This window comes from Halomonas sp. KM-1, from assembly GCF_000246875.1.
GTDB lineage: Bacteria > Pseudomonadota > Gammaproteobacteria > Pseudomonadales > Halomonadaceae > Halomonas > Halomonas aerodenitrificans.
Genome location: NZ_BAEU01000105.1, coordinates 1 through 14,614, shown reverse-complemented (window position 1 = coordinate 14,614; position 14,614 = coordinate 1). Strand labels below are relative to the sequence as shown.

Genomic DNA, 14,614 nt, shown 5'->3' with positions numbered 1-14,614 from the left:
CGCGCCCCGGCGGCCACGTCGTCACGACGGGCCGTATAGGCGGCATCCGGCCGCTTCGCCGAAGGCGTACGCTCGGGCACTTCCCAGGGAATATCGGTATCGCCGTCGTCACCGAAGGTGGGCTCGAGCCCCGGTTCACGCAGCGAAGGCACCTCGGCATCGGCTCCGCCGCGACGCCGCTGCCAAAACCGCCAACGCCGCGGCGCCGGCTCGGCTGCTGCCTCAGCGTCGTGTTCCGTCTCGTTCTGCTCCTGGTCATCGCCCTCGCGCCAGTGCGGTTCATGCCGCTCGCGCACCAAACCGAACGGAGAAGCCGCCCAGCGCCACAGGCGCAGGAAGCGATAGCCGAGCTCATCCATGACGGCCAGCCAGGAGAGCCCGGTGAAGAGCGGGAAGCCACACAGCATGGCCGCCACCGCCAGCAGGCCGGTGCCACCCGAGTCGACCAACGGCACCAGCGCGCCCACCAGCCCCTCGCCCAGGATGCCGCCCGAGGCATAGGGCAGCACGCTGTTCGGGCTGTAGAAATGCAGCGCCCCCAGCGTGGTGGTGCCCAGCAGCAGCAGCACCAGGCCACCCAGGCGAACGGCAACGGCCGTGGCGTCCCATTCGATCTGCACGCGGCGATGGCGAATCAGCCACCAGCCGGCAAAGCCCAGCATGCCGGGCCACCACAGCGCACTGGCGCCGAACAAGGAATACAGCACGTCGGCCAGCCAGGCACCGAAAGGCCCCATCCAGTTACCAACCTCGGTTTCCGGGCCGCGACGCGACCAGCCGGGGTCGGTGCCCTGATAGCTGAACAGCGCCAGCAGCAGAAACACGCAGGCAGCCAGCAGAAGAATGATTGCCCCTTCCCGGGCCACGCCCTGCAGGTGAATTGCCAGGCGTGTGGTCGGCTGCTGGGGGCTCTCCTCCGTTGCGCGCCGCGGCACGCCTCTTTCCTTTGCACTCAACTCGCCAACCCCCTCGCACCGTTACGGCAACGGTGCCTTTCTCGACTTGCACGAAGCAGATTGAATTCAGCCGCCATCATACCGGGAGTACAGGCCTCGGCACAGTGGTCACGCAGGTCGCTTGAGCCAAATCGGCTGCGGCGTCAGACTAGAGGTATTCCTGCTGACGAGGAGCGCCCTTCGATGCTGTCCTGGCTTCCCGCGCGTCCCGTGCGTTTTCCTCCCGTTTCGCGCGCGTTGCGTGACCCGGAAGGCTTGCTGGCAGCGGGCGGCGAACTCACGCCCGAGTGGCTGTTGGCGGCCTACCGGCACGGCATCTTTCCCTGGTACAGCGATGACCAACCCATCCTGTGGTGGTGCCCGAACCCGCGCATGGTGCTGTTCCCCGACGAACTGCGCATCGCTCGCAGCCTGGACAAGCGGCTACGCAACGGCGGCCTTCGGGTCACCTTCGATCGCGCCTTCGCGGCCGTCGTCAGAGCCTGCGCCGAGCCCCGCCAAGGCCAGCCGGGCACCTGGATCACCGAGGAGATGCATGCCGCCTACGTGACGTTGCATCGCCTCGGCTATGCCCGCTCGGTAGAGGTGTGGCGCGGAGCCGAGCTGGTCGGCGGGCTCTACGGCGTGGCCATGGGACCGGTATTCTTCGGCGAGTCGATGTTCTCGCGGGCCAACGATGCCTCCAAGATCGCCCTCGTGCATCTGGTACGCGTCATGCGCGCGGGCGGCGGGCGCCTGATCGACTGCCAGATGCATACCCGCCACCTCGCCAGCCTGGGCGCACGCGACATCGCTCGCACCGAGTTCATCAACTATCTTGAATCATGTCTGGCGACGTCGGAACATAAGGATAGCCAATATCCCCTGCCCTGCTGGGGGCTACCCGATGACTCATCCCGCGTCGAACCCCTGACGGCACTCACTTAAGGAGGCGACCCCCGTGAGCAGCAATGCGCCTCGTCATCCGATAAGGGATCTGCGCTTCTTCCTGACCGTACCGCACGCCTGCAGCTATCTGGAAGGGCACGAAGCCACGACCCTGTTTCTCGATCCCCAGGAGTCGCATGGGCAGGGCATCTACGACTCGCTGGCCCTGCTCGGCTTTCGTCGCAGCGGACGGCACCTCTACCGCCCTCACTGCGAGGGCTGCAGCGCCTGCGTCTCGGTGCGCATACCGGTCGACGACTTCCAGCCCAGCCGCAGCCAGCGGCGGGTCGCCAGGCGCAACGGGGACTTGTCGCTGGTCGAGCGACCGGCGCTGTTCGACGTAGAGCACTACGCGCTCTACGAGCGCTACATCCAGGTACGCCACTGGGATGGCGACATGTTCCCCCCCAGTCGCGAGCAGTACCGCACCTTCCTGACCCTCGACGAGCCCTACTCGCGGCTGCTCGAGTTCCGCCAGGATGGACGCTTGATCGCCGTGTCGGCCTTCGACCGCCTGGAGCACGGCCTCTCCGCCATCTACACCTTCTTCGACCCGGACCCGGACTACGACCGGCGTTCGCTCGGGACCTTCGCCGTACTGAGCCTGTTGAATCTGGCCTACCGCGAGGGGCTGCCCCACGTCTATCTGGGCTACTGGATTCGCCAATGCCGCAAGATGGCCTACAAAGAGGCCTACCGCCCGCTGGAAGCACTGGAAGGGCGGCACTGGCGGCGCCTGTTACCCACTTCGTCCTCACCCTGACACGGCCCGCTTTGCCTTGACGCCCGGCTTGCGGCACAATATCGCGCTATCCTAGGGACGGGCGCGCCGTTCATCGGTGCGCTCGGCGCCCTGTCGTACGGTAGCCATGGCGCCTGGGGCTCATGGCATACGAAGTCATGCATACATCGTCATCAGCGAGGAACCGCCTATATGGCACGTGAAGACCATATCGAAATGGAAGGCGTCGTCGTCGATACCCTTCCCAACACCACCTTTCGCGTCGAGCTGGAAAACGGCCACGTCGTGACCGCCCACATCTCGGGCAAGATGCGCAAGAACTACATCCGCATTCTCACCGGCGACAAGGTCAAGGTCGAACTGACCCCCTACGACCTGACCAAGGGCCGCATCGTCTATCGCTCACGCTGAGCGAACGCGGGCGCCTGGCAGCGACGCCGCCCTCGACACGACAACGCCCCGTCCGGAGACAGGGCGCTGTGTGAGGTCGAAACCACCCTGGGCTCAGGGCGCGTCGGCCATTTCCGACTCCGTGGAGAGATGCAACTCACCATCCTCCACCGTGACGTGAACCACTCCCCCGTGCTCGGATAGCTCCCCGAACAGGATCAGCTCCGCCAACGGCTTCTTGAGTTTCTCCTGGATCAGCCTCGCCATGGGCCTTGCGCCCATGCTGGGGTCGTAGCCCTTCTCGGCCAGCCAGTCTCGGGCGGCGATGTCCACATCCAGCTGTACCCGCTTCTCGTCGAGCTGCGCCTGCAGCTCCACCAGGAACTTGTCCACCACGCTGCGCACCACCGAGGTGGGCAGAGAGTGGAACTGGATGATGCCGTCCAGGCGGTTACGGAACTCCGGCGAGAAGGTCTTGCGAATCACCTCCATGGCATCGGTGGAGTGATCCTGGCTCTGGAAGCCGATGGAGCGGCGAGCCTGCTGCTCGGCACCGGCATTCGAGGTCATGATCACGATCACATGGCGGAAGTCCGCCTCGCGCCCGTTGTTGTCGGTGAGCCGGCCGTGGTCCATTACCTGCAGCAGCAGGTTGAAGACCTCCGGGTGCGCCTTCTCGATCTCGTCGAGCAACAGCACGCAGTGCGGCTGCTTGGTGATCGCCTCGGTAAGCAACCCGCCCTGGTCGTAACCGACGTAGCCCGGGGGGGCACCGATCAGCCGCGACACGGTGTGGCGCTCCATGTACTCCGACATGTCGAAACGCACCAGCTCGATGCCCATGATGCGTGACAATTGACGCGCCACTTCGGTCTTGCCCACCCCGGTGGGGCCGGCGAAGAGGAAGCTGCCCACCGGCTTGTCGGGGGACTTGAGACCGGCCCGCGACAGTTTGATGGCGGCAGAGAGGCTGTCGATGGCCTCGTCCTGACCGAACACCAGCATCTTCAGGTCGCGGTCCAGGTTCTCGAGCAGCTTGCGGTCGGAGCTGGACACACTCTTGGGCGGAATCCGCGCGATCGACGCCACTACGGCCTCGACCTGGTCCACGTCTATGGTATCGACCCGCACCTCCGGCGGCAGCAGGCGCTGATGCGCACCGGCCTCGTCGATCACGTCGATGGCCTTGTCGGGCAGATGGCGGTCGTTGATGTAGCGATCCGCCAAGCGCGCCGCGCTCTCCAGTGCCGCGTCGGTGTACTTGAGGCGATGGTGCTCCTCGAAGCGCGAGCGCAGCCCCTTGAGGATGCGGATAGTGTCGTCCACCGAGGGGGCCATGACGTCGACCTTCTGGAAACGACGTGCCAGCGCCCGATCCTTCTCGAAGATGCCGCGGAACTCCTGGAAGGTGGTGGAGCCGATACAGCGCAGCTCACCCGAGGAGAGCAGAGGCTTGAGCAGGTTCGAGGCATCCATCACCCCGCCGGAAGCCGCTCCGGCACCGATCACGGTGTGGATCTCGTCGATGAAGAGGATCGAGTTGGGCTGCTTCTTGAGCTCCGCCAACAGGCTCTTCAGACGCTTCTCGAAATCGCCACGGTACTTGGTGCCGGCCAGCAAGGCACCCATGTCGAGGGCGTAGACCACGGCATCGCCGATGACCTCGGGCACGTCCTCTTCGACGATGCGCTTGGCCAGACCCTCGGCGATGGCGGTCTTGCCCACGCCGGCCTCGCCCACCAGCAGCGGGTTGTTCTTGCGCCGGCGGGCGAGGATCTGGATCACCCGCTCGAGCTCGTGCTCACGCCCGATGAGCGGATCGATCTTGCCCATCCGCGCCTGCTCGTTGAGGTTGGTGGCGTAGCCGGTCAGCGGGTTGGCGCTGGTCTCGCCGCCGCCCTCTTCGGCCTCTTCGCTATCGCTGGGCGACGACGAAGGATTCTGGCCGTGTCCCGCCACCTTGGAAATTCCGTGGGCGATGTAATTCACCGCATCGACCCGGGCCACGTTTTGCTGCTTGAGGAAGTAGACCGCCTGGCTCTCCTGCTCGGAGAAGATGGCCACCAGTACGTTGGCCCCGGTCACTTCGCTCTTGCCGGAGGACTGCACGTGGAACACGGCACGCTGCAGCACGCGTTGAAAACCCAGGGTCGGCTGGGTCTCGCGGTCGCTCTGATCCTCGGGAATCAGCGGAGTGGTGGAATTGATGAAATCCTGCAGGTCGGACCGCAACTTGTCGAGGTTGGCCCCACAGGCTCGCAGCACGTCTGCCGCTGAGGCATTGTCGAGCAGCGCCAGCAGCAGGTGCTCCACGGTCATGAACTCGTGCCGCTTGGAGCGGGCCACGGTAAATGCCGTGTTCAGGGTCAGTTCAAGTTCTTTGCTCAGCATGGCAGTCCCCTTCTCGCCGCTTAGGGCTTGCATCGGATCTTTCGTGGTCCGGCACCTTCAACATCGGGCACAAACGCTGCCGTTGCAAGTCTCTTCACTCAACGACTGCCATTCCTGTCCCGTCTCGAGCAGGCCGGGAGTCGTCAGTCCGTCGCCTCGATGTCGCTGAGCAACGGATGCTGACACTCTCTTGCATATTGATTGACCTGATGACTTTTGGTTTCCGCGATGTCGCGGGTAAATATGCCGCAGGTCGCCTTGCCTTGGGTATGCACCGTGAGCATCACCTGCACGGCGGTCTCGCTGTCCATGTGGAAGAAGCTCTGCAGCACCTCCACCACGAACTCCATGGGGGTGTAGTCGTCGTTGTGCAGCACCACCTTGTACATCGGCGGGCGCGCCACCTCGGGGTCGGCAGGCTGCACGGCGAGATCGCCGTCATCCTGTTCTTCGGGACGCGGCGGTCGCGTCATGCCTGCCACGATACCGACCGACTCCCATGCGCTCGGGTCTTCAATCTCGAACATAAAAGCCACACACCATCTCGACAAGCCGGTCATCTGGCATCTCAGGTTAGACGAGAACAGACCGGCAGGGTTCAGCTTGATACGTAAAAGGCCCCCGTCCGCCAGGCGGACGGGGGCCCGGTGGGTCGACGAGCCGCTTACATGTTGTCCGCGACCGCCTGACCGAACTCGGAGCACTTGAGCAGCTTGGCATTGTCCATCAGGCGATGGAAGTCATAAGTGACCTCGCCCTTGGCAATGGCCTTCTCCATGCCCTTGAGCACCAGGTCGGCAGCCTCCACCCAGCCCATGTGACGCAGCATCATCTCGGCGGAGAGAATCACCGAGCCGGGGTTGACCTTGTCCTGGCCGGCGTACTTCGGCGCGGTGCCGTGCGTGGCCTCGAACATGGCCACGGCGTCGGCCAGATTGGCACCCGGCGCAATGCCGATACCGCCCACTTCCGCCGCCAGGGCGTCGGAGAGGTAGTCGCCATTGAGGTTCAGGGTGGCGATGACGTCGTACTCGGCCGGACGCAGCAGGATCTGCTGCAACATGGCGTCGGCGATGACATCCTTGACCACGATGTTCTTGCCGGTCTTGGGATTCTTGAACTGCATCCACGGACCGCCGTCGAGCAGCTCGGCACCGAACTCCTGCTTGGCGACTTCGTAGCCCCAGTCCTTGAAGGAGCCCTCGGTGAACTTCATGATGTTGCCCTTGTGCACCAGGGTCAGCGACTCACGGTCATTGTCCACGGTGTACTGCAGAGCCTGACGCACCAGACGCTTGGTACCTTCCTCGGAGACCGGCTTGACGCCGATGCCGCAGTTCTCGGGGAAACGAATGTTGGTGACACCCATCTCCTCGCGCAGGAACTTGATCACCTTGTCGGCTTCCGGGGTGCCGGCCTTCCATTCGATACCGGCGTAGATGTCCTCGGAGTTCTCGCGGAAGATCACCATGTCGACGTCGGCAGGCTTCTTCACCGGGCTCGGCACGCCTTCGAACCAGCGCACCGGACGCAGACAGACGTAGAGATCGAGCTTCTGACGCAGGGCCACGTTCAGCGAGCGGATGCCACCGCCCACGGGCGTGGTCAGCGGACCCTTGATGGAGACGACGTACTCCTGGACGGCCTCCAGGGTCTCTTCCGGCAGCCAGGTATCGGCGTCGTAGACCTGGGTGGCCTTCTCGCCGGCGTAGACTTCCATCCAGTGGATCTTACGCTCGCCGTTGTAGGCCTTCTGCACGGCAGCGTCGATGGCAATCTTCATCGCCGGAGTGACGTCGACACCGATGCCATCACCCTCGATGAACGGGATGATCGGATTGTTCGGTACGTTCAGGGTGTTGTCGGCGTTGACGGTAATCTTCTCGCCGCCTTCAGGGACGACAATTTTCTGATACCCCATTGAGAACTCCCCTGTCTGGTATGTTCAGTGGAGCGCGGAGTATAGCATCGTCCATCCCAACCGGCCCATATGACCTAAGGACCCCCACCCGCCGGTGGGCGGATGGGGGTCGTTGGGTAGAGCCTGAAGGTACTAGCGGGACATCAGCCCTTGGCCACCAGCGCCAGGGCCTCGTTCAAGGTCTTGCTCGGTCGCATGGCCGCCCGTGCCAGCTCAGCGTCGGCATGGTAGTAGCCGCCGATGTCCACCGGCTGGCCCTGCACGCCATTGAGCTCCTCGAGGATGGTCGCCTCGTTGGCTTCCAGGGTCTCGGCCAGGCGTGCGAACAGCGCCTTGAGCTTGGCGTCCTGGTCCTGGGCAGCCAGTGCCTGAGCCCAGTACAGGGCCAGGTAGAAGTGGCTACCCCGGTTGTCCAGTTCCCCTACCTTGCGCGATGGCGACTTGTTGTGCTCCAGGAACTGGCCGACGGCCTTGTCCAGCGCATCCGCCAGCAGCGCGGCGCGGTAGTTGCCGAAGCGCTTGGCGAGATGCTCCAGGGAGGCGGTCAGCGCGAGGAACTCGCCGAGGCTGTCCCAGCGCAGGTGGTTTTCCTCGAGCAGCTGCTGCACGTGCTTGGGTGCCGAGCCGCCGGCGCCGGTCTCGAACATGCCGCCACCGGCCATCAGCGGCACGATGGAGAGCATCTTGGCGCTGGTGCCCAGCTCCATGATCGGGAACAGGTCGGTGAGATAGTCACGCAGGATGTTGCCGGTCACCGAGATGGTGTCGAGGCCACGGATCACGCGTTCCAGGGTATAGCGCATGGCCCGAACCTGGGACATGATCTGGATGTCGAGACCGCTGGTGTCGTGATCCTCGAGGTAGGTCTTCACCTTCTTGATCAGCTCGTTCTCGTGCGGGCGGTAGGGGTCGAGCCAGAACACCGCCGGCATGCCGGAATCGCGGCAGCGCTCCACGGCCAGCTTGACCCAGTCGCGGATCGGCTCGTCCTTGACCTGACACATCCGCCAGATATCGCCCTTTTCAACGTTCTGGGACAGCAGCACCTCGCCGGTCTCCAGGTCGGTGATGTTGGCGACGCCGTCCGCCGGCACCTCGAAGGTCTTGTCGTGGGAGCCGTACTCCTCCGCCTTCTGCGCCATCAGGCCGACGTTGGGCACGGTGCCCATGGTGGCCGGGTCGAAGGCGCCATGCCATTTGCAGAAGTTGATCATCTCCTGATAAATGCGGGCGAAGGTGGACTCCGGGATCACCGCCTTGACGTCCTTCATGCGGCCATCGGCGCCGTACATCTGGCCGCCGGCGCGGATCATGGCGGGCATCGAAGCGTCGACGATCACGTCGCTGGGCGAGTGGAAGTTGGTGATGCCACGGGCCGAGTCCACCATGGCCAGCTCAGGACGCTGGTCGTGGCAGGCGTGCAGGTCGCGGATGACCTCCTCACGCTGGGATTCGGGCAGGGTGTCGAGCTTGTCGTAGAGGTTCACCATGCCGTTGTTGACGTCGACACCCAGCTCATCGAACAGCGCGCCGTGCTTCTCGAAGGCATCCTTGTAGAAGATCTTGACGCAGTGGCCGAAGACGATCGGGTGCGAGACCTTCATCATCGTGGCCTTGACGTGCAGGGAGAACATCACACCGGTCTTGCGCGCGTCCTCGATCTCACGCTCGTAGAATTCGCACAGCGCCTTCTTGCTCATGAACATGCTGTCGATGATCTCGCCTTCGAGCAGCGCGACCTTGGGCTTGAGCACCAGCGACTCGCCGCTCTTGGTGATCAGCTCCATCTTCACATTGCGGGCGCGATCCAACGTCATCGACTTCTCGCCGTGGTAGAAGTCGCCGCCGTGCATGTGCGATACGTGAGTGCGCGAAGCCTGGCTCCACTCACCCATGGAGTGCGGATACTTGCGGGCATACTCCTTCACCGCCTTGGGTGCGCGGCGGTCGGAGTTACCCTCGCGCAGCACCGGGTTGACGGCACTGCCCTTGACCTTGTCGTAACGCGCCTTGATCTCTTTCTCTTCGTCGTTCTTCGGCTCGTCCGGATATTCCGGCAGCTTGTAACCCTGCCCCTGCAGCTCCTTGATCGCTGCCCTGAGCTGCGGCATGGAGGCACTGATGTTGGGCAGCTTGATGATGTTGGCTTCCGGCGTCTTGGCCAGAGCGCCCAGTTCGGCGAGGTGGTCCTCGACGCGCTGCTCGGCGGTCAGGTAATCGGGGAACTGGGAGAGAATCCGAGCCGCCAGGGAGATGTCCCGGGTTTCCACCTCGATACCCGCGGCGTCGGTGTAAGCGTCGATGATCGGCAACAGCGAATGGGTCGCCAGCGCAGGCGCTTCGTCGGTGAACGTATAGATAATCTTCGGCGTTTTTGACATGGTGGCTTTGATCTCTCTGGTCGCTGCGGTGGCAAATAACTGGAACGGTTGCGCGCACTCACGATGCCTGAAACGGGGTCCCTGGGTGCTCCACCTACGGTTCTCATCTGGCGGGGGATGCGCTTGGCATCGACCCGGTGGCGGAGTCACGGCAGGCCCGTAACGACGAGGGCGCTCCCGGCGAGCGTGCGCATTATATCAGCCCGTCCGCCTCGGCGTATGGTCAATAAGGCTGACGCGTTTCCCCCTCCCATCCCGTCCCGCTTGCCGGTAAGCTTTGCCCCATGAGCGCCATCTATCTCCTGCACAAGCCCTACCGCATGCTCTCCCAGTTCACCGATCGTCGCGGTAAGGGGGAAGCACCGCGTGCGACACTGGCGGACATCATCAAGGTGCCAGGCGTCTACGCTGCAGGACGGCTGGACTATGATTCAGAAGGATTGCTGCTGCTGACCGGCGATGGTGCGCTGATCCAGCGCATCAGCGACCCGAGCCACAAGCAGCCCAAGACCTATCGCGTGCAGGTGGAAGGCAGCCCCGACGAGTCGGCACTGGACGCGCTGCGTCAAGGTGTCGCGCTCAGCGACGGCATGACCCGCCCGGCCAAGGTCCGGCGACTGGCCCACAGCGGCCTGGCCGAGCGCACGCCGCCGCTGGACCCGAAGCGGCATCCGCTGACGACCTGGCTGGAGCTGACCATCAGCGAAGGCCGCAACCGCCAGGTCAGACGCATGACCGCCCATGTCGGCCACCCCACCCTGCGCCTGGTGCGCGTGGCCATCGGCCCCTGGCGCCTGGACGGGCTGGCGCCGGGGGAATGGCGCCGCGAGACCCTGCACGCCCCGCGCAACACGACCCGAAGACCGCCGCACCGCAAAGGCAGAGGAGAGAAACGATGAGCCGCTGGCAACCGCACGTCACCGTGGCTACCGTCGTGGAGCGCGCCGGTCGTTTTCTGATGGTGGAAGAAGCCCCCCGAGGCAGCAAGGTCACCCTGTTCAATCAGCCCGCCGGCCATCTGGAGCCCGGCGAGCGACTGAAGGAGGCCGCCCTGCGCGAACTGCGCGAGGAGACCGCCTGGCAGGTGGGCATCACCGACTACCTCGGTCTCTACGTCTACCAGGCGCCAAGCGGCGAAACCTTCCACAGCCATGGCTTCTTCGGCATGGCGCTGGCCCACCTGGGCAACCCGCTCGACCCCGCCATCGTCGCCGTACACTGGCTGACCCTCGACGAGGTCGAGGAGCTAGAACGCCAGGGGCGCATGCGCAGCCCCCTGGTGCTGCGCCGCATTCGCGATGCCCTGGCTGCGCGCTTCTATCCCATGGATGTGGTACACGAGATCTAATCCCTCATCAGCAGCCGATACAGCGCCGGGATCACCAGCAGCGTCAGCAGCGTCGAGGCCACCAGCCCCGAGATGATCGCCCAGGCCATCGGCGGCCACAGCGTCGACTGGGTCAGGGTCAGCGGCACCAGGCCGGCCACGGTGGTGGCGGTGGTGAGCAGCACCGGCCGCGTGCGCCGGGCCACCGCCGAGACCACGGCCTCGCTGACCGACTCGCCCTGGCGCCGGTTGGCGTTCATCAGGTCGATCAGCACGATGGCGTTGTTGACCACGATGCCGACCAATGCCACTACACCGAGAATGGCGGTGAAGCCGAACGGCTGGCCGGCCAGCCAAAGCCCCGGCACCACGCCGATGATCGCCAGCGGCAGCGTGGTCAGCACGATGAACAGCTGGCGGAAAGAGTTGAACTGGGCGAGCAAGAAGACCACCAGCAGCAGGCCACCGAACGGCAGCGTCTGGAACAGCGCGGTATTGGCATCGCCGGCGGACTCCGCCGCACCGCCGACGCTGTAGCTGACACCGGGCGGTAGCTCGAGCGCCTCCAGGCGCGGCAGGATGTCGCCCAATACGCCGTCGTAGGTCCAGCCATCCGCCACCTCCGCCAGTACCACCGTCATGCGCTGCAGGCCGCGATGCTGGATCACCGCCGGACGCCAGGCCGGCGTCAGGTTGGCGATCTCCCCCAGCGGCAGCGAACGCCCGTCGGTCGCGGTCAGACGCAGCCCCTCGAGCCCCTCGAGGGAGAAACGCTCGCCCTCCGGCGCACGCACCAGCAGCGGGGCCGGGTCGCGTCCGGCACGCCAGGCGCTGACCTCGATGCCGCGGCTGGCACCGGCCAGAGCCATGGCCACGTCGTGTCGCGAGAGGCCGTACTCGGCGGCGCGGGCATCGTCGGTCTCGACCCGCAGGGTGGCCAGCCCCTCGCCCAGGCGATGCCGTGCATCCCGGGCACCCTCGGCCTCCCGCACCACGCTGAGAATCGCACCGGCGGCGTCGGCCAGGGCGGTGCGATCCTCAGCGAAAACGCGAATCTCCACCGGCGCCTCCAGCGGCGGCCCCTGCCCCAGCCGGCGCGCCACCACCTCGGCCTCGGGCAGCCACTCCGGCGCCACGGCTCTCACCCAGGTCATCAGCGCGGACAGGTCATCGGCACTTTCGGCCTCCACCACCAACCGCGCCAGGTGCGACTGGCGCGGCTGCTCGACCAGGTTGTAGTAGAAGCGCGGACCGCTGAAGCCGACGAAACGGTGCACCGCCTGCACCGTCGGACGCACGGCCAGCTCGGCGGCCAGCACCTCGGCCTGATAGGCGGTGTAGTCGAGGTGGGTGCCCTCGGGGAAATTGAGGTCGACGATGAGCTGGTTGCGATCGGTGTCGGGGAAGAAGTCCTGGTCGAGCAGCGGCAGCATGGCGATGGCGGCCACCAGCAGAACGCCCGCCCCTGCCAGCACCGCCAATGGCCAGCGTACGGCGACCCGGCCGACACGCTGGCCGATGGCCTGCAGCCGCTCGCGGCCTACCGCCAACCGGGGCTTGAGGATGCCGGCGGCGAACACCGGCGTGACGAACACCGCGTAGACGTAGCTCACCGCCAGGGTCAGCATCACCATGATGGGAATGGCACGGGTGAAGTCGGCGGTGTTGCCGCCGGAAAGCAGCAGCGGCACGAAAGCGGCCAGCGTGGTGCCGGTAGCCGCCAGCAGGGGCGTGGCCAGCTCCCGCACCGAGCGGGTCACGGCCTGCATGGCCGAACGCCCCTGATCGCGGTGGTACTGGATGTTCTCGACCATCACGATGGCGTTGTCCACCAGCATGCCCAGCGCGATCACCATGCCAGCCACGGCGATCTGGTGCAGCACGCCGCCGCCCATGGCGTACAGGGCCAGGGCGGAAAAGGTCACCAGCGGCACGATCACCATCACCGCGAGCCCCAGCCGCAGCCCCATGGCCAGGAACAGTAGCACGCCGAGAATGGCGACCCCGAGCAGCAGCGAGAAGCCCAGCTCCGCCAGGCGTCGTTCGACCCAGTGCGGCTGATAGAAGGTCTCCTCGATGGCGAGCGGAGCGTAGGCGGGGCGCAGCTCATCCACCAGCGCACGCAGCTGCTTGCCGAAGCGCACGGCGTTGCCCCGGTCGTTGGCGAGCACCACCCCCAGCGCCACCGCCGGGCGCCCGTCGTGCCACATGCGAGCGGTGGCGGGCTCCTGCGGTGCCAGACTGACGTCGGTGAGCTCGCCGAGCGGCACCAGGTCGCCCTGCCGGGTGCGTATCGGGGTGGCGGCGAGCTCCTCCAGCGAACCGAACTCGGTGATCGGGTCGAGCACCAGGGAGCGCCCCGCCATCTCCAGCGTGCCACCGGAAGAGGTCAGATTGCGCATGGCGAGCTGGTCGCCGAGCGCCCGGGCGTCGAGCCCGGTCATCTCGGCCAGCGTATCGTCCCAACCCACCACCACCTGTTGGCCCGGGTCGGCGAGCAGGTCGATGCGAGAAACCTCCTTGAGCCGGAACAGGTCGCGGCGCAGGCGCTTGGCCGCCTCGCGCAGCTCGAGCAGATCGTCCGAGCCGGTCACCGCCAGCACGATGCCGTGGGTATCGGAGTCACGATCGCTGATCTCCGCCTCGCCCACGCCGTCGGGGAACTGCCGCATGGCCCGGTTCACGGCGATACGCACCTGCTCCCAGGCGGCATCGGTATCGTAGACGTGCTCGTGCATCTCGATGGTGACGTGGGCCACGCCGAGACGCGCGGTACCGATGATGTCGTTGACCTCCTCGACCTGGGCCAGCTCCTCTTCGAGGGGGTTGAGCACCAGCCGCTCGACCTGTTCCGGCTCCGCGCCGGGATAGGGAACCAGCACTTGGCCAAAGCGATAGGGAAAGAAGGGATCCTCCTGACGGTCCATCGCCACCCAGGCCGCCAGGCCCAGTAGCGCCAGCAGCAGCGTGACGGTCAGGATCAGGCGTTTGTAGCGCAGCGAGGCGAGCATCCAGCTCATGGCAACACCCTCACCCGCATGCCCTCTTCCAGGCGCCCCTGCCCTGCCGTTACCACTCGGTCACCCGGCGCCAACCCCTCGCCGTTGACCGACACCCAGCCGCCGGCCAGACGCCCCGGCGTCACGGGAGCGCGCCGAATGGTGTCGTTATCGTCGATGGCCAACACGTAGGGCGCGCTGCCGGCGGGATCGACCACCGCCGCCAGCGGTACCCGCGTGACCGCTCGGGCGGCGATTTCGAGCTGGACCCGCACCGGTTCGCCCAGCGCCGGGGCGGAGTCGGTGGGAATGGCGACGATGGCCGGCGCCATGCTGTCTCCCGCACGCCCGACATGGACGATCTCCCCGGCAATGCGCTGAGTGCCGAACGTCGGCGCGACGCTTGCCGCCTGCCCGAGCTCCAGCTGCGCGGCGAGATTGGCCGGCACGCGGATGGCCACCTCACGCTCGGCCACCCCGGCCAGCTGCATGATCGGCTGGCCGGCCGCGACGAAATCGCCGGGCTCGACATCGAGATCGGTCACCTCGGCGGCGAACGGTGCGCGCAGCCTCGCGATAT

12 protein-coding genes are annotated in these 14,614 nt (G+C 65.7%); 5 read left to right on the top strand and 7 right to left on the bottom strand.

The features are described from left to right. The coding region (locus B8115_RS10830; RefSeq protein WP_010627820.1) for a DNA translocase FtsK 4TM domain-containing protein at positions 1–935 on the bottom strand (935 nt) is incomplete at its 3' end. A gap of 204 nt (positions 936–1,139) precedes the next feature. On the opposite strand from B8115_RS10830, the gene aat reads away from it, so the two are divergent. The 3 genes from aat (at position 1,140) to infA (ending at position 3,036) form a co-directional block, all read left to right on the top strand. Then, positions 1,140–1,883, top strand: a complete 744-nt coding sequence (aat, locus tag B8115_RS10825) for a leucyl/phenylalanyl-tRNA--protein transferase (RefSeq protein WP_010627819.1) — start codon at positions 1,140–1,142, stop codon at positions 1,881–1,883. A gap of 13 nt (positions 1,884–1,896) precedes the next feature. Next, positions 1,897–2,646, top strand: a complete 750-nt coding sequence (locus B8115_RS10820; RefSeq protein WP_010627818.1) for an arginyltransferase — start codon at positions 1,897–1,899, stop codon at positions 2,644–2,646. Positions 2,647–2,817: 171 nt separating this feature from the next. Next, positions 2,818–3,036 (top strand): translation initiation factor IF-1, encoded by a 219-nt coding sequence (gene infA, locus B8115_RS10815; RefSeq protein WP_010627817.1) that lies wholly within the window; start codon positions 2,818–2,820, stop codon positions 3,034–3,036. 93 nt (positions 3,037–3,129) lie between these two features. Here the strand turns inward: infA and clpA are convergent, their stop codons facing one another. The 4 genes from clpA to B8115_RS10795 all read right to left on the bottom strand — a co-directional run bounded on the left by clpA (position 3,130) and on the right by B8115_RS10795 (position 9,708). Then, positions 3,130–5,406 (bottom strand): ATP-dependent Clp protease ATP-binding subunit ClpA, encoded by a 2,277-nt coding sequence (gene clpA, locus B8115_RS10810; RefSeq protein WP_010627816.1) that lies wholly within the window; start codon positions 5,404–5,406, stop codon positions 3,130–3,132. Positions 5,407–5,549: 143 nt separating this feature from the next. Then, a complete protein-coding gene (clpS, locus tag B8115_RS10805) occupies positions 5,550–5,933 on the bottom strand; it encodes an ATP-dependent Clp protease adapter ClpS (RefSeq protein ID WP_010627815.1) in 384 nt (127 codons plus the stop codon). Positions 5,934–6,070: 137 nt separating this feature from the next. After that, positions 6,071–7,327 carry an NADP-dependent isocitrate dehydrogenase gene (gene icd, locus B8115_RS10800; RefSeq protein WP_010627814.1) on the bottom strand — a complete coding sequence of 419 codons (1,257 nt, stop codon included), beginning with the start codon at positions 7,325–7,327 and terminating at the stop codon, positions 6,071–6,073. 143 nt (positions 7,328–7,470) lie between these two features. Further along, positions 7,471–9,708: an NADP-dependent isocitrate dehydrogenase gene (locus B8115_RS10795; protein ID WP_010627813.1), complete on the bottom strand. Its 2,238-nt coding sequence runs from the start codon at positions 9,706–9,708 to the stop codon at positions 7,471–7,473. Between the two features lie 284 nt (positions 9,709–9,992). Here B8115_RS10795 and B8115_RS10790 point away from each other — a divergent pair, with 284 nt between their 5' ends. Both B8115_RS10790 and B8115_RS10785 read left to right on the top strand, forming a co-directional pair. Beyond that, positions 9,993–10,607, top strand: a complete 615-nt coding sequence (locus tag B8115_RS10790; protein ID WP_010627812.1) for a pseudouridine synthase — start codon at positions 9,993–9,995, stop codon at positions 10,605–10,607. After that, a complete protein-coding gene (locus B8115_RS10785) occupies positions 10,604–11,056 on the top strand; it encodes an NUDIX domain-containing protein (protein WP_010627811.1) in 453 nt (150 codons plus the stop codon). Before B8115_RS10790 ends, B8115_RS10785 begins: the two co-directional genes overlap by 4 nt. On the opposite strand, the gene B8115_RS10780 is transcribed toward B8115_RS10785, so the two are convergent. Together B8115_RS10780 and B8115_RS10775 are read right to left on the bottom strand one after the other, a co-directional pair. Next, positions 11,053–14,055, bottom strand: coding sequence for an efflux RND transporter permease subunit (locus B8115_RS10780; RefSeq protein WP_010627810.1), 3,003 nt, complete (start codon positions 14,053–14,055; stop codon positions 11,053–11,055). The two genes, B8115_RS10785 and B8115_RS10780, sit on opposite strands and share 4 nt — an antisense overlap. Next, positions 14,052–14,614: efflux RND transporter periplasmic adaptor subunit (locus tag B8115_RS10775; RefSeq protein WP_010627809.1), on the bottom strand; the 563-nt coding region annotated here is incomplete at its 5' end. The genes B8115_RS10775 and B8115_RS10780, both read right to left, overlap by 4 nt.